A 22,205-nucleotide genomic window follows, 5' to 3' on the forward strand; every position below is an offset into this window, starting at 1 on the left:
GACGTGCCCGAACTGCCCGAGGTGGAGACCGTGCGCCGCGGCCTCGCCGACCACATCGCCGATCGACGTATCGTGGCGGTCGAGGTGCTGCATCCCCGCTCCACACGACGGCACCTCGGCGGCGGTGTCGACATGGCCGGACGCCTGATCGGGGTGCGCATCACCGATGTCCACCGCCGCGGCAAGTACCTCTGGATCGACCTCGACGACGGCACCGCGCCGTTCCCGCTCGTCGTGCACCTCGGGATGAGCGGGCAGATGCTCATATCGCGCTCGGGGGCGCCGGATCACATCCACCTGCGCATTCGTGTGACGCTCGACGACGGCAACGAACTCCGGTTCGTCGACCAGCGGACGTTCGGCGGCTGGCACGTGGACGAGTACACCGCACAGGTGGGGCCGACGTCGGCGCGACTGCCCGAATCGATCGCGCACATCGCCCCGGATCCGTTCGATCCCGAGTTCGACGCCGCGCGGGTCGTCTCCGTGATCCGATCCCGGCACACCGAGATCAAGCGAGCCCTCCTCGATCAGACCGTCATCTCCGGTGTCGGCAACATCTATGCCGATGAAGCTCTGTGGCGCAGCAGGATTCACGGCTGCCGCCTGACCGACGGACTGAGTCGCGCAAAGCTCACCGAGCTGATCGCGGCCGTCACCGCGGTGATGGGCGAGGCGCTGTCGGTCGGCGGCACGTCCTTCGACTCGCTGTACGTGAACGTCAACGGGCAATCCGGCTACTTCGAGCGCTCGCTCAACGCGTACGGGCGGGAGGGGCAGCCGTGTCGCCGGTGTGGCGCGATCATGCGTCGTGAGCAGTTCATGAACCGTAGCTCGTACTATTGCCCGCGGTGCCAGCGGCGTGAGCCCGCCAGGCCCCGGAAGCAATCCGGGCCCCGGCGCGTTGTGGCTGCTGCACCCATCGATGGCGGAACCCCACGAGAAGGATCGACTCAGCGCCCATGACGACCGAGCAGCAGACCGTCGACCAGCAGACCGTCGACCAGCAGACCGTCGACTCCCGGCCGCACACCGAGCTCTGGGTGGAACGCACCGGCGTGCGGCGCTACACCGGACGCAGCTCCCGGGGCGCCGAGGTGCTGGTGGGATCCGAGGACGTCGACGGCGTCTTCACCCCTGGCGAACTCCTGAAGATCGCGCTGGCGGCATGCACGGGCATGTCGTCGGATCGCCCGCTGGCACGCAGGCTGGGCGACGACTACGACGCCACCGTGCGCGTCAGCGGCACCGCCGACCGCGAGAACGAGGTGTACCCCGTCCTCGAGGAGATCCTCGAGGTGGATTTCTCCGAACTCGACGAGGACGCGGCGGCGCGACTGCTCGTCGTCGTCGAGCGCGCGATCGACGCGGTCTGCACCGTCGGCCGCACCATCAAGGCCGGCGCCCGGGTCGATTTGTCGATCGAGACCGACTGACCATGTCCGGCGACTCGGTCCGACTCACCGCGCACGTCCACGGCCGTGTCCAGGGGGTGGGGTTCCGGTGGTGGACGCGAGCCCGCGCGCTGGAGCTCGGGCTCGTCGGGCACGCCGCGAATCTGTCCGATGGGCGGGTGCTGGTCGTCGCCGAGGGCCCCCGCGACAAGGTGCAGGCCCTGCTCGGCGCCCTGCGCTCCGGCGAGACGCCCGGATCGGTCGATCTCGTCGTCGAACAGTTCGACGAACCACGCGGAGACCTCACCGGATTCGTCGAGCGCTAGACCGGCCGAGCACACCACCGGTGTCCGCGTGGGGCCCACGACCGGCCCGCGATGGTGAGTATTCTGTACCGTCGTGCACCTCAAGAGCCTCACCCTGAAGGGCTTCAAGTCGTTTGCGTCGTCGACGACGCTGCGATTCGAGCCCGGCATCACCTGTGTGGTGGGGCCCAACGGGTCGGGCAAGTCGAACGTCGTCGACGCCCTGACCTGGGTGATGGGGGAGCAGGGGGCCAAGGCGCTGCGCGGCGGGAAGATGGAGGATGTCATCTTCGCGGGCACATCCGGACGGCCTCCGCTGGGCCGCGCGGAGGTCACACTGACGATCGACAACTCCGATGGCGCCCTCCCGATCGAGTACTCCGAGGTGTCGATCACCCGGCGGATGTTCCGCGACGGCGCCGGCGAGTACGAGATCAACGGCAACTCGTGCCGCCTGATGGACGTCCAGGAACTGCTCAGCGACTCCGGCATCGGCCGCGAGATGCACGTCATCGTCGGGCAGGGCCGGCTCTCGGCGATCCTCGAGTCGCGACCGGAGGACCGGCGGGCATTCATCGAAGAGGCCGCCGGAGTCCTCAAACACCGCAAACGCAAAGAGAAGGCGGTTCGCAAACTCGACTCGATGCAGGCCAACCTCGCACGACTGGGCGACCTGACCGCCGAGCTCCGTCGCCAACTCAAGCCGCTCGGACGGCAGGCCGAGGTGGCACGTCGCGCCCAGACCGTGCAGGCCGACCTGCGGGACGCGCGGCTGCGGCTGGCGGCCGACGACCTGGTCACCCGGCGCGCCGAGATGGCCGAGCACACGGCGGTCGAGGACGAGGTCCGCCGTCGTCAGGACGAGGTGACCGCCACCCTCGACGTCGTCACCGCCGAACTGGCCGAGCACGAGCAGCGCCTCGCCGAGGTCGCGCCCGCCGCTGCCACGGCGGGCCAGACCTGGTTCCGCCTGTCGGCGCTCGCCGAACGAGTCGACGCCACCGCGCGCGTGGCCTCCGAACGCAGCCGCTACCTCCGCGAACCCACGTCCGCCCCGGCTGGACCCGATCCTGATGATCTGGAACGTCAGGCCGAGGAAGCCGCTCTCACCGAGGCCGAACTCGAAGGTGCGGTCGACGCGGCAGCCGAGTACCTGGACGCCGCCAAGGGCGAGTTGGCGCGCTGTGAAGGCGCCGCCGCCGACGCCGAGCAGGCCCACATGGCTGCCGTCCGGGCCGTCGCCGACCGGCGCGAGGGACTGGCCCGCCTCGAGGGGCAGGTCGACAACCTCCGGACCAAGAGCGAATCCGTCGATGCCGAGACCGGCCGGCTGACCTCGGCCATCGCCGCGGCCAACACGCGGGCCGAGGAGGCCCAGACCCGTCAGGACGCGATGGCCACGACCCTCGGCGAGCTCGAGGCCGCCGAACAGGGCCTCGATGAGCACCACGAACGGTCGGTCACCGCACTCAACCAGGCGAACGAGCGCGTCGCCGCACTGCAGTCCGGGCAGCGCGAGACCGAGCGGCGCGTCGCGTCCCTGTCCGCGCGTATCGAGGCGCTCGAGGTCGGGCTCGAGCGCAACGACGGCGGTGCCTGGCTGCAGGAGAACGCGCCCGACGGTCTGCTCGCCCCGATGTCGGATCTGATCACCGTCGACGACGGCTTCGAGACGGCGATCGCGGGCGCCCTCGGGCCCGCCGTCGACGCGATCGCCACCGTCGACGCCCTCACTGCCGTCCGTGCGCTCGACGCTCTCAAGTCCGGCGACGGCGGCCGCGCCGCGCTGATTCTCGGTGGATTGCCCGATGCGCCGCGGCAGGACACGGGCGAACTGCCCCCGGGCGCGCGCTGGGCGGCGTCGGTGGTGACCTGTCCGTCGTCGGTGCGCGGGGCCGTGGACCTGATGCTGGCCGACACCGTGCTGGTCGACGACGCCGATCAGGGACTCGAGATCGCCCAGCGACTACGGGTCCGGACCGTCACCCGCGACGGTGACCGCATCGGTCCGGCCTCCATCGAAGGTGGATCGTCCCGGCGCCCGTCGTCCTTGGAGGTGCAATCCGCGATCGACACCGCCACTGCGGATCTGGCGGCCGCACGCCGTCGCGCCGAGGAGATCGAGGCCGCGCTCGACGGTGCCGTCGCCGAGCAACAGGCGCGTCGCGAGGCGGCGGAGGAGGCGCTGGCCGCCCTCCACGAGTCCGACGCGACTGTCGGGGGCACCTACGAGCAGATGGCCCGGCTCGGGCAGGAGATCCGGGCGGCTCGCAACGAGAGCGATCGACTCACGCGACAACGTGATTTCGTCGAGGGCGGGCGCGCGGAGTCCCTGGCCAGGCTGGCCGAACTCGAAGAACGGCTGCGGTATGCCCGCGACGAGTCCGAGGCGGCGCCCGAGGAGGAGGTCGGCGACGAGACGTCGCGCGCCGCCACCGCCGCGGCGGTCGCCGCGGCGCGTGCCACCGAGGTGGAGGCACGCCTGGCGCTGCGCACCGCCGAGGAACGACTCGCGTCGGTGCGCGGAAAGGCCGAGTCATTGCGCCGGGCCGCGCAGCGTGAACGCGAGGCGCGGATCCGTGCGGAGAAGCAGGATCTCGCGCGTCGTCGGGCAGCCGCGGTGGCGACAGCCGTGGCCGAGGCCGCCGCTGAGGTGTCCGAGCGTCTCGCGCTGTCGGTGCGCTCCGCCCAGGCGGGACGCGACGAACTCGAACAGATCCGGGTCGAGCGGACATCGGCGGTCGACGAGCTCAAGAGCCGGTCCGCGGACCTCACCGCGACGCTGAACTCGTTGCGCGACACCGTGCACCGGGATGAGGTCGCGCGCGCTCAGGCCGCGCTGCGCATCGAGCAGCTCGAGGAGCAGATCCTCGAATCGTTCGCGGTGGCCCCCGACGACCTCGTCGCCGAGTACGGACCGGACGTGCCGATGCCGCCGTCGGCGCTGGAGATGGCCGAGTACGAGCAGGCCAAGGAGCGGGGCGAACAGGTCGTCGCACCCGCACCGGTGCCCTTCGACCGTGCCGCTCAGGAGGCCCGCGCGAAGAAGGCGCAGAAAGATCTCAACACCCTCGGCAAGGTCAACCCACTCGCGCTGGAGGAGTTCGCGGCGCTCGAGGAGCGCTACAACTTCCTGTCCGCCCAGCTCGAGGACGTGAAGGCGGCCCGACGCGACCTGTTGTCGGTCGTCGAGGAGGTCGACGCACGCATCCTGCAGGTGTTCACCGAGGCCTACACCGACGTCGAGCGGGAGTTCGAGCAGGTGTTCCGGACGCTGTTCCCCGGTGGTGAGGGGCGGCTCGTCCTGACCGACCCGGCCGACATGCTGACGACCGGCATCGAGGTCGAGGCGCGGCCTCCGGGGAAGAAGGTCAAACGGCTCTCGCTGCTGTCGGGCGGAGAGAAGTCGCTGACCGCTGTCGCCATGCTGGTGGCGATCTTCCGGGCGCGCCCGTCGCCCTTCTACGTCATGGACGAAGTCGAGGCCGCGCTCGACGACACGAATCTGCGCCGACTGATCGCGCTCTTCGAGCAGTTGCGCGAGCGGTCGCAGCTGATCGTGATCACCCATCAGAAGCCGACCATGCAGGTGGCCGATGCGCTGTACGGCGTGAGCATGCGCGGCGACGGCATCACCACGGTGATCTCGCAGCGTCTGCGGGGCGTGGACATCCCGGTCGCCAAGGCCGGTGTCGTCGCGCCCGACGCCGGGAGCCCGGACACCGGCACCGCAGAGGCCACCTGACCGGGACATGTGATGTCCGGGCAGAAATGAACACGGCGCGATCGTCGGCTCCGGCCGCCGCCATCGTGCCCGACAACCGACAGGGGCAACCTGAGTGAACACCCAACTGGTCATCGGCATCGTCGTCGCGGTGGTGGTGCTGATCGCACTGATCGTCGTCGGGATCGTGCTGTCGCGTCGTCGGCGGATCTCCCTGACCGACTCGACCGCACAGAAGCCGGTGGACGGCACGACGCCGCAGGTGGACAAGTCCGGCGGGTACAAGGCGGGCTCCGGGTTCAGCTTCAGTCAGGGTGGGGCCGGGGGAGTCGGCCTCGCCGAACCGCCCGAGCCGGTCGTCCGGCCCGGCACCGCCCATCCGGCGCCCGAACGCACCGAGGTCGACGGGCAACCGGGAGTCGGCGACGACGCCTCCGTCCCGCGTGACTCCGCGCAGCGGGGCATCAAGGACGTCGCACTACCCGACACCGAACCGGACACCGACACCGACACCGACACTCCCGCGGTCACCGACACGTCCGCACCGGAGGCGCCGACCGCCGAACCGACGACCGAACCAGCCCCGACCGAACCAGCCCCGACCGGACCGGCCACGGCCGAACCCGTCGAGGCGCCGGAGATCCCCGACACAGCGGCAGAACTCGTCGACGCGGGGCGCGACACCGTCACCCAGCCGGAACCGGCGGCCACCGAGTCCGCACCGAACGCGGCCCCGCGCGAGGAGATCGCGCCCACCGCCGGCCGTCTCAACCGGCTGCGGGGGCGTCTGTCGCGCTCGCAGGGTGCGATCGGCAAGAGCGTCCTCGGATTGCTGGGTGCCGGCGACCTCGACGAGGAGAGCTGGGAGGAGATCGAGGACACGCTGCTGATGGCGGACCTCGGTACCGCGTCGACGATGGCCGTCGTCGAGCGCCTGCGGTCGGAACTGGCCACGTCGAACGTGCGGACCGCCGACGAGGCCCGCGCACTGCTGCGTTCGGTCCTGATCGCCCAGGTCCGCCCGGAACTCGACCGGTCGGTGCGCGCCCTCCCGCATGCCGGCGGACCGTCGGTGATCCTCGTCGTCGGCGTGAACGGCACCGGTAAGACCACGACGACCGGCAAGCTGGCCCGCGTCCTGGCGGCCGACGGCCGTCGCGTCCTCCTCGGTGCCGCCGACACGTTCCGCGCCGCCGCCGCCGATCAGCTCCAGACCTGGGGTGAGCGGGTCGGGGCGGATATCGTGCGGGGCAAGGAGCAGGCGGATCCGGCGTCGGTGGCATTCGATGCGGTGTCGAAGGGCATCGACACCGGCGTCGACGTGGTCATGATCGACACCGCGGGCCGGCTGCACACCAAGACCGGCCTGATGGACGAGCTGGGCAAGGTCAAGCGCGTCGTCGAGAAGAAGGCCGCCGTCGACGAGGTGCTGCTCGTCCTCGACGCCACGGTCGGCCAGAACGGGCTCACCCAAGCGAGGGTGTTCGCCGAGGTCGTCGACATCACCGGCGTGGTGCTGACGAAGCTCGACGGGACGGCCAAGGGCGGCATCGTGTTCCACGTCCAGGAGGAACTGGGCGTGCCGGTCAAGCTGGTCGGCCTGGGCGAGGGCGCCGACGACCTGGCACCGTTCGAGCCGGAGGCGTTCGTCGACGCCCTGCTGTAGAGCTGAGAACCTCCTGAGGCGCGACCTGGGTCGTTACGCGGACGAAATATAAAACCGCCACGGGTTCACATGTCCGAAACGTCCGAGCACCACGGATGAAACCGAGTCCCGCCAGAGTCTTTGCAGGCGCCGAGAGGTCGGCGCACTCTAGGGAGGTTTCTACAGTGGTTTTGGCACTGCCAGACGATGCTTTCGCAGTACCAGATGCCGGTAACACCGCATGGATGCTCGCCAGCGCGTCGATGGTCCTGTTGATGACGCCGGCACTCGCCTTCTTCTACGGGGGGTTGGCACGGGGTAAATCGGTTCTGAACATGATGATGATGTCCTTCGGCTCGATCGCGACCGTCAGCGTCGTGTACGTGCTGTGGGGCTTCTCGATGGCCTTCGGCAACGGCATCACCGGTGATGACGACATCTGGGGCGTCTTCTCGAACCCGTTCGCGCTCTTCGGTTCCAACCAATTGGTGGAGACGAAGGAGATCACGCAGAACGGAGAGGCCGTCGAACAGGTCGTGACCGGCGGGCTGACGATCCCGTCCACGGTCTTCCTGGCCTTCCAGCTGACCTTCGCGGTCATCACGGTGGCCCTGATCTCCGGTGCCCTGGCCGAGCGCGTGAAGTTCTCCACCTGGCTGGTGTTCTCGGTCATCTGGGCGACCGTCGTGTACTTCCCGCTCTCGCACATGGTCTGGGGAGGCGGCATCATGTCCGGGGCCGAGGAGGGCTTCGCCGCATGGATGTTCGGCACCACCGACGGCGCGGCCACGGTGGCACCGATCGACTTCGCCGGTGGCACGGTCGTCCACATCAACGCGGGTATGGCAGCGCTCGTCCTCGCCCTGGTCGTCGGCACCCGTGCCGGATTCGGCAAGACGGCCTACCGTCCGCACAACATCCCGTTCGTCATGCTGGGTGCCGCACTGCTGTGGTTCGGCTGGTTCGGCTTCAACGCCGGTTCCGAGCTCGCCGCCGACATGGTGGCCGGCAAGGTGTGGATCAACACCACCGCCGCCACCGCTGCCGCGATGATCGGCTGGCTCGCCGTGGAATGGGTGCGCGACCGTCATCCGACCAGCGTCGGTGCCGCATCGGGCATCGTCGCGGGTCTCGTCGCGATCACCCCGGCGTGTGGCGCACTCACCCCGGTCGGTTCGCTCATCCTTGGTGTCGTCGCCGGTGTCCTGTCGGCCCTCGCGATCAGCCTGAAGAACAAGTTCGGCTACGACGACTCGCTCGACGTCGTCGGTGTCCACCTGGTCTCCGGGCTCTGGGGCACGGTGGCGATCGGCCTCCTCGCCGAGGAGACCGGACTGTTCTACGGCCACGATTACAAGCAGCTCGTGGTGCAGATCGTGATCGCCCTGTTCGCCCTCGTGTTCACCGGTGTCCTCACGTTGGTCATCGCCTTGATCCTCAAGCCTCTCGGCTGGAAGGTCAGTCAGGAAGACGAGCACAACGGTATCGATGAGGCAGAGCATGCCGAGACCGCGTACGAACTGGCATGAAACCCTGCACTTTCGCTACTACGCTGATTCCTGTGGAGAGGGATAACTGATGAAGCTGATCACCGCAATCGTGAAACCGTTCACGCTTGAGGACGTCAAGGCCGGACTGGAACAAGCCGGAATCCTGGGTATGACCGTGAGTGAGGTCCAGGGTTACGGCCGACAGAAAGGTCACACCGAGGTCTATCGCGGCGCTGAGTACTCCGTCGATTTCGTCCCCAAGGTCCGGGTCGAGGTCGTGGTCGACGACGCCGCGGTCGACAAGGTCGTCGACGTCATCGTCGAAGCTGCACGCACCGGCAAGATCGGTGACGGAAAGGTGTGGGTCTCGCCGGTCGAGTCGGTCGTTCGCGTCCGCACCGGTGAGCGGGGCGCCGACGCGCTCTGACCCGGCGCGCACCTTTCGAATCCATCTCACGGCCCCGCGTCTGACGATTCAGGCGCGGGGCCGTGTCCATCGCATAGGGAGTACGAAACCCTCGTGGCAGCAACAGATCTCGCGGCGACGCGCCGACAGCTCCTGGAGTCGGGGAAGAGCGGCAAACTCGACGCGGCCGGCCTCCGGCAGGTGCTCGTCGATCTCCACGAGTTCTGGCTCACGAGCAAGGCGGCCGAGCTCGGAATCCGTTCCGACAGTGGATTCGCCATCGTCGCGGTGGGCGGGCTCGGGCGTGGCGAGTTGCTCCCGTTCTCGGATCTGGACCTGATCCTGTTGCACGACGACATCGCACCGGATCGTGTGTCGGAGGTGGCCGACGGGCTCTGGTATCCGTTGTGGGACGCCAACATCCCGTTGGATCACAGTGTCCGGACGGTCCCGCAGGCGCTGCAGGTGGCGTCCGAGGACGTCAGCGCCGCACTGGGCCTGCTCGAGGCCCGCCACATCGCGGGCGACGAGGATCTGTCGACCTTGCTGATCGGGGGAGTCCGTCAGCAGTGGCGCACCGAGATCCGAGATCGCTTCCCCGACGTCGTGGCCCACGCGCAGGACCGGTGGCGCCGAGCCGGTGACATCGCCCATCGTGCCGAACCGGATCTGAAGAACGGCCGCGGCGGGCTGCGCGACGTCCAGCTCCTCGGCGCTCTCGCGATGGCGCAACTGACCGACGGCATGGCGAGCCTGCGTCCGGACTCACCGGGTGCCGGAGCGCAGGTGGCCTATGGCCGTCTCCTCGACATCCGCACCGAACTGCACCGCATTGCCGGGCGGCCACGCGAGCAGGTCCGCGCTCAGGACGCCGACGAGATCGGCGCCGCCCTGCGCATCGGCGACCGTTTCGACCTCGCCCGGGTGATCAGTGATTCGGCCCGTACCGTCAGCTATTCCATCGACGTCGGCCTGCGGACCGCGGGCAATGCGCTGCCGCGGCGCGGCCTGGCGAAGCTGCGTCGATCGCCCATCCGTCGTCCGCTCGACGAGGGCGTGGTCGAACACAACGGGGAGATCGTGCTGGCGCGCAACGCTATTCCGAGCAAAGACCCCGGCCTGATCCTGCGCGTGGCGTCGGCGTCGGCGCGGACCGGACTGCCGATCAGCGCGTCGACCCTGAGCCGTCTTGCCGACTACGCGCCCGAACTCCGCGAACCATGGCCGTCCGAGGCGCTCAGCGATCTGCTGGTCCTGCTCGGTTCCGGACATCACATGGTGGATCCGGTCGAGGCGCTCGACCGCACCGGGCTATGGGGCCGGCTGCTGCCCGAATGGGGTGCCGTGCGAGACCTGCCGCCGCGCGACGCGATCCACACCTGGACCGTCGACCGCCACCTCGTCGAGACCGCCGCGCATGCCGGTTCGATGACCACCCGGGTGTCGCGCCCCGATCTCCTGGTGCTCGGGGCGCTGATCCACGACCTGGGTAAAGGCCGAGGCGCCGACCACAGCATCGTCGGGGCCGAACTGGCCATCCAGATCGGCAACCGGTTCGGCCTGTGGCCGCAGGACGTCACGGTGTTGTCGGAGATGGTGCGTCATCATCTGCTGTTGCCGACCGTGGCGACCCGACGCGACCTCGACGACCCGGCGACCGCCGAGATGGTCGCGGAGACGTTGGGCCACAACCGCGTTCTGCTCGAGTTGCTGGCCACCCTGGCCGAGGCCGATTCGCTGGCCACCGGTCCGGGGGTCTGGGGTGAGTGGAAGGCCTCGCTGATCAGCGAGCTCGTCCGACGCGCGCTGCGGCTGATCGACGGCGGTGAGTTGGCGCGCCCGGAGCCGTTGGACCCCGAGCAGATCCGTCTCGCCGAGGCCGGTGGTTTCTCCGTCGAGATCGTGCCTGCGGACGGCCCGCACACCTACCGCGTCACGATGGTCGCGCCCGATCAGCCCGGTCTGCTGTCGAAGATGGCCGGCGTGCTCGGGCTCAACGGCCTGCGGTCACATTCGGCGACCGTCCAATGTCATGCGGCGAGTGCGGTGAACACGTTCATCGTCGTGCCGATGTTCGGCAGTCCGCCAGAAGCCGGCCTGATGCGCCAGCAGCTGATGGCTGCCGTCGAGGGCAAGGTCGACGTGCTCGCACGACTCGACGCCCGCGAGGCCGACTCCCCGATCCCGACAATCGGCTCCATCATGGTGCCGCCGGGCGCGGCTGCCGGGACGGGTGCGTCGGCGGGCAGCACCGACCCCGCCGTCGACGGCGCGGGTCATCCGAAGACCGCGGTGCCGGCGCTGTTCGCGGTCGCGCCCCCGCGGATCATCTGGGTGGACCCGGTCACCGGAACCGACGCCGATTCGGCAACGGCCGATTCGGATGAGCCGTCCGCGGAGGTGCTGATGGAACTGCGCACCGACGATCGCATCGGGCTGCTCAGCCGCGTCAGCGCGGTCATCGAGCGCCACCGCGCGCAGGTTCGGTGGGCGAAGGTGGCGACCCTCGGCAGTACCGTCGTCGACACGTTCTGCCTGCTCCTGCCCGACGACACGGCGGCCGCGCGACAGGCACTCGCCGACGACGTCCTCACGGTGTGCCCGCCGCCCCAGCCGCGGGCGGAGTCCGACGGCGACGGCCCGCAGGCAGCCGGGGGAACGGCACGGTCCGGGGTGCCGATCAGCTGAGCGCCGCGCGGCGCCATCGGCGGGCGATTCTCGCGAGGGCGCGGTGGGTACCGGCCACGAGCATGGAAGACTAGGGGAATGTTCGATTCGCTATCCGATCGGTTGGCCGATGCGCTGAAGGACCTGCGGGGCAAAGGGCGGCTGTCCGACGCCGACATCGACCGCACGTGCCGGGAGATCCGGCTCGCGTTGCTCGAGGCCGACGTCTCGCTCCCGGTGGTCCGGGGCTTCATCGCCAAGGTCAAGGAGCGCGCCAAGGGTGCCGAGGTGTCCGGTGCGCTCAACCCGGCGCAGCAGGTCGTCAAGATCGTCAACGACGAACTGGTCGGCATCCTCGGCGGAGAGACGCGTCGGATCGGTTTCGCCAAGAAGCCTCCGACGATCATCATGCTGGCCGGCCTCCAGGGCGCCGGTAAGACGACCCTGGCCGGCAAGCTGGGTCACTGGTTGAAGAAGCAGGGACACACCCCTCTGCTCGTGGCCTGTGACCTGCAGCGTCCGGGCGCGGTCTCCCAGCTCCAGATCGTCGGCGAGCGCGCAGACGTGAAGGTGTTCGCGCCGCACCCCGGCACCAGCATCGGTGGTGAGGGCGAACTCGGTGTCACCTCCGGCGACCCGGTGGAGGTCGCGCGCGCCGGTGTCGCCGAGGCGATCGCCGCACACTACGACGTCGTCGTCATCGACACCGCGGGCCGACTCGGCATCGACGAGGAGCTGATGCGTCAGGCCTCCGACATCCGGGAGGCCACCGACCCCGACGAGGTCCTGTTCGTCGTCGACGCCATGATCGGCCAGGACGCGGTGACGACGGCCGAGGCGTTCCAGGAGGGTGTCGGGTTCACCGGCGTCGTACTGACGAAACTGGACGGCGATGCCCGCGGCGGTGCCGCCCTCTCGGTCCGCGAGGTCACCGGCAGGCCGATCATGTTCGCGTCGTCGGGGGAGAAGCTCGACGACTTCGACGTGTTCCATCCCGACCGGATGGCGAGCCGCATCCTCGGCATGGGTGACGTGCTGTCGCTCATCGAGCAGGCCGAACAGCATTGGGACGCACAGCAGGCCGAGGCCGCCGCGGCGAAGATCACGCAGGGCGAACTCACACTCGAGGACTTCCTCGAGCAGATGCTGATGATCCGCAAGATGGGCCCGATCGGCAACATACTCGGCATGCTGCCGGGCGCCGGTCAGATGAAGGACGCCCTGTCGCAGGTGGACGACAGCCAACTCGACCGCGTGCAGGCGATCATCCGGGGCATGACCCCTGCCGAACGCGAGAATCCGAAGATCATCAACGCGTCGCGCCGCCTGCGCATCGCCAACGGCTCCGGCGTCACCGTCAGCGAGGTCAACCAGCTCGTCGACCGATTCTTCGACGCACGCAAGATGATGTCGCAGATGTCCGGGCGCATGGGCATGGGTGGCGGCCGGAAGTCGAACCGCAAGAAGGGCAAGGGGAAGAAGGGCAAGAACCGCGGACCCACGCCACCGAAGGCACGCGGCGGGTTCCCCGGCATGGGGATGCCGGGTATGCCCGGTGGGATGCCCGCCGGCTTCCCCGATCTCTCGAACATGCCTGCGGGGCTCGACGAGCTGCCACCCGGACTCGAAGGTCTCGACGTCTCGCAGTTCCAGCAGCCCAAGAAGAAGAAGTAGTCCGACCGAGCACCACGCGACACGGGAGGCCCTGACCGCAGCATGCCCGATTCCGCCCAGACTGATACCGACCAGATCGATTCCGCCTCAACCGATTCCCGTTCGATGTCCTCGGGGCCGGCCGGCGAGGTCCGCCACTACCGCGGTCGCGACCCGTTCACCGACGAGGGCATCGACCTGTGGGTCGTCGGCGACCGGATCACCCGGGAACCGGTGGCGTCGGCGCGAACGGTCGTCGACGGCGGCTGGATCATCCCCGGACTGGTGGATGCACACAATCACGTCGGCATCGCCCCCGGGCTGGGGGTGACGATCGATCGTGCGCGCGGGTACGCGATGGAGGATGCGCGGGCCGGGACGCTGCTCATCCGCGAGGTCGGCTCACCGCTGGACACCCATCCACTCGACGACGATCCGGCGTGCCCTCGGTTCATCCGCTCCGGTAAGCACATCGCGCGGCCCAAGCGCTATCTGCGCGACTACGGCGTCGACCTGGAGAATCCCGACGAACTCGCCGACGAGGTCCGACGACAGGCGCGCAGCGGTGACGGCTGGGTGAAGATCGTCGGGGACTGGATCGACCGCGAGGTGGGTGACCTCACCCCCTTGTGGACCCGAACCCAACTCGACGCGGCCGTGGCCGCGGCGCACGAGCAGGGTGCCCGCATCACTGCGCACGTGTTCGGCGCGGACGCCTTGCCCGATCTGATCGCGGCGAGCGTCGACTGCATCGAGCACGGCACCGGACTCACGACCGACCTGATGGATCAGATGGTCGAGCACTCGATCGGCTTGGTGCCCACACTCATCCAGGTGCAGAACTTCCCCGGGATCGCCGACGGCGCCGACCGTTTCCCGCGCTATCAGGCCACCATGCGCGCGTTGTACGACAACGCCGGCACGGTGTTCGACGCCGCCCGGGAGGCCGGCGTGGCGATGTTCGCGGGCACGGATGCGGGCGGATTCGTCGGGCACGGGCGCATCGTCGACGAGATCGAGGCGATGGCCGCGATCGGGTTCGGTGCCCGGCGCGCGCTGCACGCCGCGACGGTCGCGCCGCGCACCTGGCTCGACGCCGGGGGACTGCTCGCCGAGGGAGACCGCGCCGACTTCATCGTCCTCGACGACGACCCGGGTGAGGACCTGACGACATTGCGTCGGCCACGCGAGATCGTTTGCTCCGGGCTAACTGTGGGCTAACGGTCTCCTGAGTGGGACTCGGACAAAAACCCAGTTCAGCCCCGTCGGTGTGAGCCGTTTGTGTGACGTATTCCACGCCCTCCACGCTGGTATCGCTAACTTACCGGCTGGTAAAGTAGCCGTCGCGTTGCAAGGGTTCGCGGGCGTGCGCACCCCATCGGCAATCGCGTCGCAGCAGGTCAGGGGAGGGCCGCGCGACCATGCGGTACACCGGCGGCGGAGCGCGCCCGATGTACGCGACATGTGGTTACCTTCAGCGGGGTGGGTAACCACATGTCGAACCCGACCTGGCCGTCCACCCGGGGTTGCGGGTGACCATGCATCGTGTGCGCCCGGTCCGTCCCGCGATTTCGCGAGGGCCGACCCGTCTGGCAGAATGACACGCTGGTTCGTCGGAGCCGGTCACGTACCGACCGACGGTCACACCGATACAGATCGCAAAACCGGGTTCGCCGTACGGGCGGATCGCCGAATTGCGCAGTGACCACTCGAGGAAGAAGTAGAAGACATGGCTGTCAAGATCAAGCTCACGCGGCTCGGCAAGATCCGTAACCCGCAGTACCGCATCGTCGTCGCCGATTCTCGGACCCGCCGCAACGGCCGGGTGATCGAGACCATCGGCAAGTACCACCCCAAGGAGGAGCCGAGCCTGATCGAGGTCGACTCCGAGCGCGCACAGTACTGGCTGGGCGTCGGCGCGCAGCCGACCGAGCCGGTCGCCGCGATCCTCAAGGTCACCGGCGACTGGCAGAAGTTCAAGGGCCTTCCGGGCGCCGAGGGCACTCTGAAGACCGCCGAGCCGAAGCCGTCCAAGCTCGACCTGTTCAACGCTGCACTGGCCGCCGCCGACAGTGAGCCGGTCGCCGAGGCCGTCACCCCCAAGAAGAAGGCCGCCAAGAAGGCCGACGAGGCTCCGGCCGAGACCGCCGACGCCGCTCCGGCCGCCGAGGGTGACAAGGCCGACGCGTGAGCGCTGTCGTCGCCGACGCGGTCGAGCATCTCGTCCGCGGCATCGTCGCCAACCCCGATGACGTCCGGGTGGAGATGATCACCGGGCGTCGTGGGCGCCTGGTCGAGGTCCACGTCAACCCGGACGACCTCGGCAAGGTCATCGGCCGTAACGGCCGTACCGCGACCGCTCTGCGCACCCTCGTCTCCGGCATCGGAGGCCGGGGTATGCGTGTCGACATCGTCGACACCGATCGCTGAGCGACACCGACTCCGCGATGGATCTCGTGGTGGGCCGTGTGGCCAGATCGCACGGTGTGCGCGGCGAGGTCGTGGTCGACATCCGCACCGACGAGCCGGAGGTGCGCTTCGCGCCGGGGGCATCCCTGCGCGGGCGACTCCCTCATGGCGGCGGTGACAAGACCTTCACGGTGACAGCCGCCCGGAATCATGCCGGGCGGCTGTTGCTGTCCCTGGACGACGTCGCCGACCGGACCGCAGCCGACGCCCTGCGCGGCACGCTGTTCCTGATCGACAGCTCCGAGGTCGACTCGGGGCCGGACCCGGACGCGTTCTACGACCACGAACTCGAGGGCCTGCCCGTGTCCACGATCTCCGGCGTCGAGGTGGGGATCGTGTCGTCGGTGCTGCATCTGCCGGCCAACGATGTCCTCGCGGTGCGCACACCGGCGGGCGGTGAGGTCCTCATCCCGTTCGTCCGCGAGATCGTGCCGACGGTGACCGCCGAGCGGATCGAGATCGATCCGCCGGACGGTCTCCTCGATGAGGACTGATCATGCGTATCGACATCGTCTCCATCTTCCCCGAGTACCTCGCACCGCTTCGGGTCGCGTTGCTGGGCAAGGCAATCGACGCCGGCACCATCACCGTCGACGTCCACGACCTGCGCGACTGGACACACGACGTCCATCGCAGCGTCGACGACTCGCCCTATGGCGGCGGGCCCGGCATGGTGATGAAACCGCAGGTCTGGGGTCCGTGCCTGGACGACGTGTGCCCCGACGACGCGGTGCTCGTCGTACCGACGCCGGCAGGACGTCCCTTCACCCAGGCGACCGCGCAGCGGTGGAGCGCCGAACGGCATCTGGTGTTCGCCTGCGGCCGCTATGAGGGCATCGACCAGCGTGTGTTCGACGACGCCGCCCGCCGCGTACACGTGGAGGAGGTCTCTCTCGGCGACTTCGTCTTGATCGGCGGCGAGGTCGCGACGATGGCGATGATCGAGGCGACGGTGCGGCTCATCGACGGAGTGCTCGGCAATCCGCAGTCGCACCAAGAGGATTCGTTCTCCGACGGACTCCTCGAAGGTCCCAGCTACACGCGTCCGGTCACGTGGCGTGATCTCGACGTCCCGCCGGTGTTGCTCTCGGGCGATCACGCGAAGGTCGCCGCATGGCGTCGCGAACAGTCCCTCACGCGAACGCGGGAGCGGCGGCCCGATCTCCTGGACGGTCGCGCCACCGGGCGATCGTCGGGCGGCGACGACGTGCCCGCGACGGACACCGCCCGATAGGATCGGCGCACCGGGAGGGGGACCCATGGCGGATCGGTGGTCGGACATGCTCGACGAACTGTCGCGGCAGCGGGCCGAAGTGGCACGCGTCGGCGATGCGCTGCGCACACTGACGGCGCACGCGGTGAGTCCGGACCGGCTCGTGTCGGTGACCGTGGACGCCCGCGGTCTGCTCGTCGATCTCGGCATCGATCAGCGCGCCATGCGCCGGTTGCGCGCCGATCAGCTCTCCGAGCAGATCACCGTGCTCGTCCGCGACGCCGACCGGCAGCTGACCGACCGACGGAACCAGATCCTCGCCGCAGCCGTCCAACCAGTACCGGACTATGCCGATGTCCGGCTGTGTGGCGACGGACCGACGGAGGCAAGTGATGACTGACACCGACGGACCGGCCGCGGGCGTGTGGCCCCGGGAGTTGGCAGTCGATCCCGCCGCCGTCGCAGGCCTCGACGAGGTGTTGGCGTCGGCGGGTGCGTACCTGAGCCGGCTGATCACCGACGCGGATACGGCGCTCGACGCGGTGGACGCGGCCATCGGGGTCGACGCCGCCGCGCAGGCATTCCGTGCCGGGTTCTCCCTGCGCAACCACGCGATCAGGGCGTCCGCTGAGACGGCGCTGGCCCACCTCGAGGATCACCGCGCCCGGCTCCGACGGGGTGCACGTATCGTCGGCGAGGCGGATCACGATGTGGCGCTGCGACTCTCGGACGGCGGCCGGTGACGCCCGTCGAGCTGTTGCCGACGCCACCGGAGGTCCGCGCACTGGCCGAGGAGCTCGCGCCCGGTCGATGGCCCACGGCGGATGTCGCCGCCCTCCGGGAATCCGCGGCGAGGTGTCGTGACGTCGCCGCCCGCCTCGCGACGGTCGCTGACACGATCGTCGGCGCCCACCGCGCACACGCGATCTCTGGTGGAGCAGGCGCCTTCCACGACGGCATGGTGGACGCGGGTGTACGGCTCGCCTCGGCGGGCGCGGATCTCGGCCGCACCATCGGCAGCCTCGAGGCCGCCGCCACGGCGGCGGAGGCCTACGCCGATGCATCCGTCGAGACGCACAACGAGATGACCGTCATCGCCTCGATTGCCGACCGCGAACGACTGCGAGCCGATCTGCTGACCACGCTCGGCGACGACTCCGCGCAGGTCGTCGCCGCCGGTGCCGGGCGCATGGCCTTGACCGCGGCGGGCGACGACTACACCGACCGGGCCGATGATGCCGGCCGACGGGACCACGACGATCCGCAGCCGACGCCGGCCGCGACGAGCGGGATGATGCCGTTCTCCGCGCTCGGCGGGCTGGCGGCGGCGGGTGCCGGGATGATCGCCGGTCCCCGGGGGGCAGGTTCCGCCGCCGGCGACGACGCTCTCGACGAGGCCGACGCCGACTGGTTGCGGCGCCGCGCCGAGCAACTGCAGGCGTCTCTTCCGTCAGCGGTGGCCGGGTTCGTCCGGATGGCAGTGGGCATCGGTCGCAGTGCCGATGGATCGCGCGCCGTCGTCATCGGGACCAGCGATCCGCACCCCTACCAACGAGCGGGCCTCGAACTGGGACCAGGTGAGGTCTTGGCCGGCAACGGACGTGCCGCCGAGTTCGCCGTGCTCGATCACATGGCCCACGCCGGCGCCGAGCCGCGGGCGATCGCCGCGGCCACGCCGATGGCCCCCGACACCGTCGCGGCTCTGGGTGCGACGGATGCGGAGGTGTTCGCGCCGACCGATGCCGACCCCATCGGCCCGGCATGGCTGCACGCCGATGCGGGCGACGACTCGGCGTAGGGCACTGCCGCGGTCACCCTCTCCGGCCCCGGCCGTTCGGAACGGCTCTGCGCGAGCCCCGGGACACCGGTGGGCAGGGGTCTACTCTGGGCGGCGTGCACCATTGGCTCTCCGCGCGGGCCTCCCACTGGTTGAACCACGACATCATCGATCGTGGGCTGCTGCCGCTTCTGGTGTTCTTCCTCGGCCTGGTCATCGGATTCGTCGCCATCCGGATCAGCGTCCGACTGATCCGCGCGGACGTGCGGTGGTGGTTCTCCAACGTGAGTGCCGGCGACACCCACATCCATCATGTCGTGTTCGGTGTCGTGCTCACCCTGCTGTCGGGGCTGGGGCTCATAGCGTTCTCGCTGAGCGGGGACCAGGTCGCCATGTCCGTGTTGGCCGGGCTCTTCGGCATCGGTGCCGCCCTCATCCTCGACGAGTTCGCCCTCATCTTCTACCTGCGTGACGTCTACTGGTCGCAGGAAGGCCGTACGTCGGTGGACGCCGTGTTCATCGCGCTCGCCGCCACCGGCATGATCCTGCTCGGGTTCCGGCCGCTCGACCTGTACTTCGACGCACTCCATGATCTGCGCGTCGGGCGCACGTTCCTGGTCGACACGGTGGCCGCGGTGCTGAACCTGATCCTCGCCGCGATCGTGGTGTTGAAGGGCAAGATCTGGACGGGCGTGGTGGGGGTGTTCGCGTGGCCGTTGCTCATCGTCGGCGTCATCCGGCTCGCCCGGCCGACGTCGCCATGGGCGCGCTGGCGCTATCTGTCCAGGCCCCGCAAGCTGGAGCGGGCCATCGAACGTGAACGGACGCTGCGCCGGCCATTCATCCAGGCGAAGATCTTCGTCCAGGACCTCGTCGCTGGCCGTCCCGATGTGCTGCCGCACGTGCGGGCGGCGACTGAGGACCACCTCGACCGCGTCGTCCACCCGGCACCTCCGCCACCGGCGATTTCGCCGCACCGGGGTCTGTCTGGCACAATAGTCGGGTTGCCTGGCGACGACGTGCCCCCTGCGGGCGGTGGCCCGGACACACACCATGACTCGGAGCACGAACCGGTCGAACCTCACACATGATCCCCGATGATCGGGTGGTCGGGTGCGGGGCCGCCAGGTTCCTCTGTTCACGCGAAACGCCAGATTGGACCCACCACCATGAACACCCTCGACTTCCTCGACAAGCAGTCGCAGCGCGACGACATCCCCGAGTTCGCCCCCGGCGACACCCTTGACGTCCACGTCAAGGTCATCGAGGGCTCGAAGGAACGCGTCCAGGTCTTCAAGGGCGTCGTCATCCGCCGCCAGGGCGGTGGCGTGCGGGAGACCTTCACGGTGCGCAAGGTGTCCTTCGGCGTCGGCGTGGAGCGCACCTTCCCGGTGCACAGCCCGAACATCGCGAAGATCGACGTCGTCACCCGCGGTGACGTCCGTCGCGCGAAGCTGTACTACCTGCGCGATCTGCGCGGCAAGGCAGCCAAGATCAAGGAAAAGCGCTGACGCGTCTACCCTGACGACGTGGCCGACTCACACTCCACGGGCAGCGGCCCGGATTCCGGTGCGCCGGACTCGGACGCCGCGTCGTCCCGCTCCCGCGATTACGGCTGGGATCCGGACGACGACCATCCCGACGAGCGCCCTTGGCGCACCAAGGACGACAAGCCGGAGAAGCGCGGCTCGCTCCTGCGGGAAGCCGTCATCATCATCGGCTGTGTCCTGCTGCTCACGTGGCTGCTGCAGACCTTCGTCGGCCGGCAGTACGTGATCCCATCGGAGTCGATGGAACCGACACTGCACGGCTGTGCGGGGTGCACGAACGACCGGATCGTCATCGACAAGTTGTCCTACCGCTTCGGTGACCCGAGTCCCGGTGACGTCGTCGTCTTCAAGGCGCCGAGCGAGTCCTGGGACGGCGCATGGTTGTCGCCGCGATCGGACAACCCGGTGGTGCACGGCATCCAGGACGGCCTGTCCTGGTTCGGATTCGCCCCTCCGGACGAGAACGATCTGGTGAAGCGGGTGATTGCCACCGGTGGTCAGACCGTCGCGTGCAAGAACTCGGACGACGTCGGGGTCACCGTCGACGGCAAGCCGCTGAACGAGCCCTACGTCGACAAGACGCTGCAGGCCCAGGACGTCGCGGCAGGCAACGAGATCGCCGCCACGCCGAACGGGACGCCGAACGCGTGTTACGGGCCCGACTTCGGCCCGGTCAAGGTTCCCGAGGGGAACGTGTGGGTGATGGGTGACAACCGGGCCAACTCGGCCGACTCCCGCTTCCACATGGAGGACGAGTTCACCGGCACGGTGCCGATCAGTGACATCCGCGGCAAGGTCCAGTTCATCATCTATCCCTTCTCGAGGATCGGTGGTGTGTCCTCGGACAACCCCCAGTCATGACCCCGCGGACGACACCGTGCGGTGTCCCGATCCGGGGAGATGACCGATGAGTCGATGGCCGCCGCGTTTCCCGATCCGCCGGGCAGCGAGCCTGCGCACTTATGAATTCGCACTGCACCGCAACGGCCTGGGGCCGGTCGCCGGTGTCGACGAGGCCGGACGCGGCGCGTGCGCCGGGCCGCTGGTGGTGGCGGCCTGCGTCCTCAAGCCGACCCAGCTCAGCTCGCTCGCCGACCTCGACGACTCCAAACGCCTCACCGAGGCCACCCGCGAGACGTTGTACAAGGCGATCACCAAGTACGCGGCGAGTTGGAAAGCCGTGGTGATCCCGGCCGCGGAGATCGACCGGATCGGTGTCCACGTGGCGAACATCGAGGGGATGCGGCGTGCGGTCGCGGGTCTCGACGTCACCCCCGGTTACGTGCTGTCCGACGGATTCGTGGTCCCCGGGCTGACGGTACCGTCGTTGCCCGTCATCGGCGGGGACGGCGCCGCAGCCTGCATCGCGGCGGCCAGCATCATCGCGAAGGTCACCCGCGACCGCATCATGGTGGCCATGGACTCCGAACTGCCCGGCTACGATTTCGCCGTCCACAAGGGCTACAGCACCGCTCACCACATGTCCTGCATCGACCGGCACGGACCGTCCGCGCAACACCGGATGTCCTACCGCAACGTCGCGTCCCGCGCGGCCACCGACCCCGACCCGACCACGATAGGCTTGTCGAATGAGTGCTGAGGATCTCGAGAAGTACGAAACCGAGATGGAACTCTCCCTGTACCGCGAGTACAAGGACATTGTCGGTCAGTTCACCTATGTGGTGGAGACCGAACGGCGCTTCTATCTGGCGAACGCGGTGGAGATGGTTCCCCGCAACACCGACGGCGAGATCTATTTCGAGCTGCGGATGTCCGACGCGTGGGTGTGGGACATGTATCGGCCGGCGCGGTTCGTCAAGCAGGTCCGGGTGATCACGTTCAAGGACGTCAACATCGAGGAGCTGGAGAAGCCGGAGCTGCGGCTCCCGGACGAACCGTGATCGCCGACCGT

General features: G+C 69.0%; 22 protein-coding genes. All 22 read left to right on the top strand.

Annotated elements, in window-relative coordinates; translation table 11 throughout:
* Positions 1 to 3: 3 nt before the first annotated feature.
* The 22 genes from mutM (at position 4) to QSJ19_RS03860 (ending at position 22,194) form a co-directional block, all read left to right on the top strand.
* A complete protein-coding gene (gene mutM / locus QSJ19_RS03755; RefSeq protein ID WP_286318367.1) occupies positions 4 to 966 on the top strand; it encodes a bifunctional DNA-formamidopyrimidine glycosylase/DNA-(apurinic or apyrimidinic site) lyase in 963 nt (320 codons plus the stop codon).
* Positions 963 to 1,436: an OsmC family protein gene (locus QSJ19_RS03760; protein WP_286318369.1), complete on the top strand. Its 474-nt coding sequence runs from the start codon at positions 963 to 965 to the stop codon at positions 1,434 to 1,436. The genes mutM and QSJ19_RS03760 overlap by 4 nt, the downstream gene beginning before the upstream one ends.
* A 2-nt stretch (positions 1,437 to 1,438) precedes the next feature.
* Complete coding sequence (locus tag QSJ19_RS03765; protein ID WP_286318370.1) at positions 1,439 to 1,720, top strand: acylphosphatase; 282 nt, start codon at positions 1,439 to 1,441, stop codon at positions 1,718 to 1,720.
* A gap of 73 nt (positions 1,721 to 1,793) precedes the next feature.
* On the top strand, positions 1,794 to 5,444 hold the full coding sequence (gene smc, locus QSJ19_RS03770; RefSeq protein ID WP_286318372.1) for a chromosome segregation protein SMC: 3,651 nt from the start codon (positions 1,794 to 1,796) through the stop codon (positions 5,442 to 5,444).
* A gap of 94 nt (positions 5,445 to 5,538) precedes the next feature.
* On the top strand, positions 5,539 to 7,089 hold the full coding sequence (ftsY, locus tag QSJ19_RS03775; RefSeq protein ID WP_286318374.1) for a signal recognition particle-docking protein FtsY: 1,551 nt from the start codon (positions 5,539 to 5,541) through the stop codon (positions 7,087 to 7,089).
* Between the two features lie 164 nt (positions 7,090 to 7,253).
* Positions 7,254 to 8,597, top strand: coding sequence for an ammonium transporter (locus tag QSJ19_RS03780; protein ID WP_286318376.1), 1,344 nt, complete (start codon positions 7,254 to 7,256; stop codon positions 8,595 to 8,597).
* A 49-nt stretch (positions 8,598 to 8,646) separates the two neighbouring features.
* Complete coding sequence (locus QSJ19_RS03785; protein ID WP_005176661.1) at positions 8,647 to 8,985, top strand: P-II family nitrogen regulator; 339 nt, start codon at positions 8,647 to 8,649, stop codon at positions 8,983 to 8,985.
* Between the two features lie 93 nt (positions 8,986 to 9,078).
* Positions 9,079 to 11,652 carry a [protein-PII] uridylyltransferase gene (locus tag QSJ19_RS03790; RefSeq protein WP_286318378.1) on the top strand — a complete coding sequence of 858 codons (2,574 nt, stop codon included), beginning with the start codon at positions 9,079 to 9,081 and terminating at the stop codon, positions 11,650 to 11,652.
* Positions 11,653 to 11,730: 78 nt separating this feature from the next.
* On the top strand, positions 11,731 to 13,305 hold the full coding sequence (gene ffh, locus QSJ19_RS03795) for a signal recognition particle protein (protein ID WP_286318379.1): 1,575 nt from the start codon (positions 11,731 to 11,733) through the stop codon (positions 13,303 to 13,305).
* Between the two features lie 105 nt (positions 13,306 to 13,410).
* A complete protein-coding gene (locus QSJ19_RS03800; RefSeq protein ID WP_286318380.1) occupies positions 13,411 to 14,505 on the top strand; it encodes an amidohydrolase family protein in 1,095 nt (364 codons plus the stop codon).
* A 508-nt stretch (positions 14,506 to 15,013) separates the two neighbouring features.
* Positions 15,014 to 15,475, top strand: coding sequence for a 30S ribosomal protein S16 (gene rpsP, locus QSJ19_RS03805; protein WP_286318382.1), 462 nt, complete (start codon positions 15,014 to 15,016; stop codon positions 15,473 to 15,475).
* On the top strand, positions 15,472 to 15,714 hold the full coding sequence (locus tag QSJ19_RS03810) for an RNA-binding protein (RefSeq protein ID WP_286318383.1): 243 nt from the start codon (positions 15,472 to 15,474) through the stop codon (positions 15,712 to 15,714). Before rpsP ends, QSJ19_RS03810 begins: the two co-directional genes overlap by 4 nt.
* A gap of 17 nt (positions 15,715 to 15,731) precedes the next feature.
* Positions 15,732 to 16,247 (top strand): ribosome maturation factor RimM, encoded by a 516-nt coding sequence (rimM, locus tag QSJ19_RS03815; protein WP_286318385.1) that lies wholly within the window; start codon positions 15,732 to 15,734, stop codon positions 16,245 to 16,247.
* 2 nt (positions 16,248 to 16,249) lie between these two features.
* Complete coding sequence (gene trmD / locus QSJ19_RS03820) at positions 16,250 to 16,987, top strand: tRNA (guanosine(37)-N1)-methyltransferase TrmD (protein ID WP_286318386.1); 738 nt, start codon at positions 16,250 to 16,252, stop codon at positions 16,985 to 16,987.
* Between the two features lie 25 nt (positions 16,988 to 17,012).
* The gene (locus tag QSJ19_RS03825) at positions 17,013 to 17,366 is read left to right on the top strand and encodes a YbaB/EbfC family nucleoid-associated protein (RefSeq protein WP_286318387.1); all 354 of its coding nucleotides are present in this window, start codon (positions 17,013 to 17,015) and stop codon (positions 17,364 to 17,366) included.
* Positions 17,359 to 17,709 (top strand): hypothetical protein, encoded by a 351-nt coding sequence (locus tag QSJ19_RS03830; RefSeq protein ID WP_286318388.1) that lies wholly within the window; start codon positions 17,359 to 17,361, stop codon positions 17,707 to 17,709. Before QSJ19_RS03825 ends, QSJ19_RS03830 begins: the two co-directional genes overlap by 8 nt.
* Positions 17,706 to 18,764, top strand: a complete 1,059-nt coding sequence (locus tag QSJ19_RS03835; protein WP_286318389.1) for a hypothetical protein — start codon at positions 17,706 to 17,708, stop codon at positions 18,762 to 18,764. Before QSJ19_RS03830 ends, QSJ19_RS03835 begins: the two co-directional genes overlap by 4 nt.
* Positions 18,765 to 18,859: 95 nt before the next feature.
* A complete protein-coding gene (locus QSJ19_RS03840; RefSeq protein WP_286318391.1) occupies positions 18,860 to 19,834 on the top strand; it encodes a hypothetical protein in 975 nt (324 codons plus the stop codon).
* A 78-nt stretch (positions 19,835 to 19,912) separates the two neighbouring features.
* Positions 19,913 to 20,254, top strand: coding sequence for a 50S ribosomal protein L19 (gene rplS / locus QSJ19_RS03845; protein WP_187583705.1), 342 nt, complete (start codon positions 19,913 to 19,915; stop codon positions 20,252 to 20,254).
* 18 nt (positions 20,255 to 20,272) lie between these two features.
* Positions 20,273 to 21,154 carry a signal peptidase I gene (gene lepB, locus QSJ19_RS03850; protein ID WP_286318393.1) on the top strand — a complete coding sequence of 294 codons (882 nt, stop codon included), beginning with the start codon at positions 20,273 to 20,275 and terminating at the stop codon, positions 21,152 to 21,154.
* Positions 21,155 to 21,200: 46 nt separating this feature from the next.
* The gene (locus QSJ19_RS03855) at positions 21,201 to 21,893 is read left to right on the top strand and encodes a ribonuclease HII (protein WP_286318394.1); all 693 of its coding nucleotides are present in this window, start codon (positions 21,201 to 21,203) and stop codon (positions 21,891 to 21,893) included.
* On the top strand, positions 21,883 to 22,194 hold the full coding sequence (locus tag QSJ19_RS03860; RefSeq protein ID WP_124706974.1) for a DUF2469 domain-containing protein: 312 nt from the start codon (positions 21,883 to 21,885) through the stop codon (positions 22,192 to 22,194). Before QSJ19_RS03855 ends, QSJ19_RS03860 begins: the two co-directional genes overlap by 11 nt.
* The last annotated feature ends 11 nt before the right edge of the window (positions 22,195 to 22,205 follow it).

The sequence above is a fragment of the Gordonia sp. ABSL11-1 genome, from assembly GCF_030315685.1.
Lineage (GTDB): Bacteria > Actinomycetota > Actinomycetes > Mycobacteriales > Mycobacteriaceae > Gordonia.